Source organism: Photobacterium japonica, from assembly GCF_050337005.1.
GTDB lineage: Bacteria > Pseudomonadota > Gammaproteobacteria > Enterobacterales > Vibrionaceae > Photobacterium > Photobacterium japonica.
Genome location: NZ_JAKJSN010000122.1, coordinates 1 through 2,463, shown reverse-complemented (window position 1 = coordinate 2,463; position 2,463 = coordinate 1). Strand labels below are relative to the sequence as shown.

Sequence of the window (2,463 nt, the reverse complement as noted above, 5' to 3'; positions counted from 1 at the left end):
ACCATGAGCATCGACGCATTTTCTAAGTATTTCGGCGACCTGAAAGACCCGCGCCAGTCAGCCAAAATCAGTTACCCATTATTCGATGTTCTGTTCTTGGCTGTATGCGCCATCATCGCCGGTGCCGAGGGTTGGGAAGACATCGAAGACTTCGGTGAAGTTCACCTCGATTGGTTCCAGCAAAAAGGTCTATTTAAGGACGGCATACCGGTTCACGACACCATCGCTCGTATTATTTCACGCCTTGACCCTACAGAGTTTCAGGCGTGCTTTACAAACTGGATGCAAGTGATATCTGAGCGCTCTGAGGGCGAGCTTATCGCTATCGACGGCAAAGTCCTGCGTGGCTCTTACGACCGCGAAAGCCGCCAGTCGACTATTCACATAAATAACAAAGACACCCAGGTTTTGTACATTTTTGCTCTGTGTTCTAGGCTTGATTTATCAGGGATGAATAAATAGGTCATCAACGATGCCGAAGTCAAGAAAAACGCAAGTCAGCTTAGCCGATACGCCGTACTACCATTGTGTCTCTCGCTGCGTACGGCGTTCATTTTTGTGTGGCAAAGACCCGTTAACGGGTAAGTGTTTTGAACATCGCCGAGAATGGGTTGAGCAGCGACTGCTGCTTCTAGCTAAAGTATTTGCGATTGATATTTGTGCGTATGCAGTAATGAGTAACCATACTCATATTGTGCTGTATGTCGATAAAGACCAAGCGGAAAGCTGGACACAGGAAGAAGTGATAACTCGTTGGCATCGCGTGTGCAAAGGTAACTATCTTTCAAATATCTGGCTGGATGAAGAGCAGCGAAGGCGCATGGATAAAGTCCAGTTAATGGCTGTTGAGCGTATTGCTGAGGATTGGCGCGAACGACTGCATGATATCAGCTGGTTTATGCGCCTGCTCAACGAGCAGATTGCACGACAAGCTAATAAAGAAGACGGTTGTACAGGGCGATTTTGGGAAGGGCGGTTTAAGTCACAAGCTTTACTTGATGAAGCGGCGTTAGCTGCGTGCATGGCGTATGTTGACTTGAATCCCGTACGTGCGGGCATAGCGAAAACACCAGAAACATCAGCCCACACTAGCATCAAAAAGCGGGCTAATGCCGCAAAATCAAGCCAACAGCCGAAATCATTACTTCCTTTTGTGGGTAATCCACGTACCAATATGCCCAAAGGCTTACCATTTATCCTCACCGATTACTTACTACTTATTGATGAGACTGGTCGTGTCATGCGAGAGGGTAAAAAGGTGTATATATCAGACAATGCCCGCAATATTGTTGCCCGTCTTGGATTGAGTGAAGAAAACTGGTTAGAGTTAACCCATCGTTTAGAGAAAAACTTTACGGGAGCAATAGGTAAAGAAGGCTTATTGCGTGAATATTATCACCACATTGGCCAGCAACGAACGAGTGGGGTAAGTATAAGTCGAAAGTTGTTAAGCGCCGCATAGCGAATTCTATTGAAGATCATGTAACTGACTGAACGGTTAGTTTTTCATGTGCTTGAAATTGACAGAGAGCCCAGAAATTTATGGAATAGCGCCAATTTTTTAATGAAGGAGTGAGAGACTTGTGTTTTTCAAGGTATCTACCATCGGTCTTTATACATAAAAATGTTACTTTTAATCATGGGTGTCATATTTAGAATATTGATAATCACCACTATTATTATGAAGTCGTTACAAATTTAGAATTAAGGGAACTTAGAGGTCTTCCTCCAATTGATGGGAAATATAAATGACTAGGTTTTATGATGATAATGACATTAATGAGTTTATTGAGTATCTTGGTAATCGCCATGGGGTTGACTTCATTAGTGTTGTTGAATATGAAAATGGACATGAAATATATGACTATTATAAGCCTGTAGCAGGCGTGGAAAAAAGCACTATAACATTTTCTATAGATGATAATCTTTGCTCTCAAAGTCTAAGTGATTATTTTTGGCTTAAGTATGATGAATGTTATGGTGATGTAAAGGATATAACGTTGCTTCTTAGGATAGAAGGAACAAACCTTTGGTTTGAATTGAGGTTTAAAAAAGGAGTCGATGTTTTTGGTGCCATTGAATTATACGAGGGTGATTACGATAATTTTATTTTGGATGTTAATTTTGGTTTTATATTATCGACTGAATTAATAGAGTATAACAGTCGCGTTAAAAATGAACGTGATGCGATAGAGTTATTTTTTGTTAGAGTTTCGAGCGATAAACTTGTAACAAGTGAAGAATTGGTTAAATTAGTATCTTTTTTGAAGAGGAATAGCAGCGTTGAATTTTACGATGAAGTTAAAGTTCGGTATGAGTATATTTATGAAAATAAATACAGTGCGAGATTTTCCACTCGGAGAGCTTTAAAAGTATTTTATCCTGGAATTAATGAAATTGATTTTAGGAATACATTAAATGATGAGTACAAATTTATTTTTGATAAGGTGTTATATTCATATC

Annotated in this window: 2 protein-coding genes and 1 pseudogene; all 3 read left to right on the top strand. The window is 40.3% G+C overall.

Annotated elements, in window-relative coordinates:
* Window positions 1-3: 3 nt before the first annotated feature.
* Window positions 4-387: pseudogene (locus L4C36_RS23605) on the top strand (ISAs1 family transposase); the annotation flags it as partial.
* A gap of 169 nt (window positions 388-556) precedes the next feature.
* The gene (locus L4C36_RS23600) at window positions 557-1,462 is read left to right on the top strand and encodes an alpha-amylase family glycosyl hydrolase (protein ID WP_428480204.1); all 906 of its coding nucleotides are present in this window, start codon (window positions 557-559) and stop codon (window positions 1,460-1,462) included.
* Between the two features lie 286 nt (window positions 1,463-1,748).
* A partial coding sequence (locus tag L4C36_RS23595) for a hypothetical protein (RefSeq protein ID WP_428480203.1) occupies window positions 1,749-2,463 on the top strand: 715 nt, incomplete at its 3' end.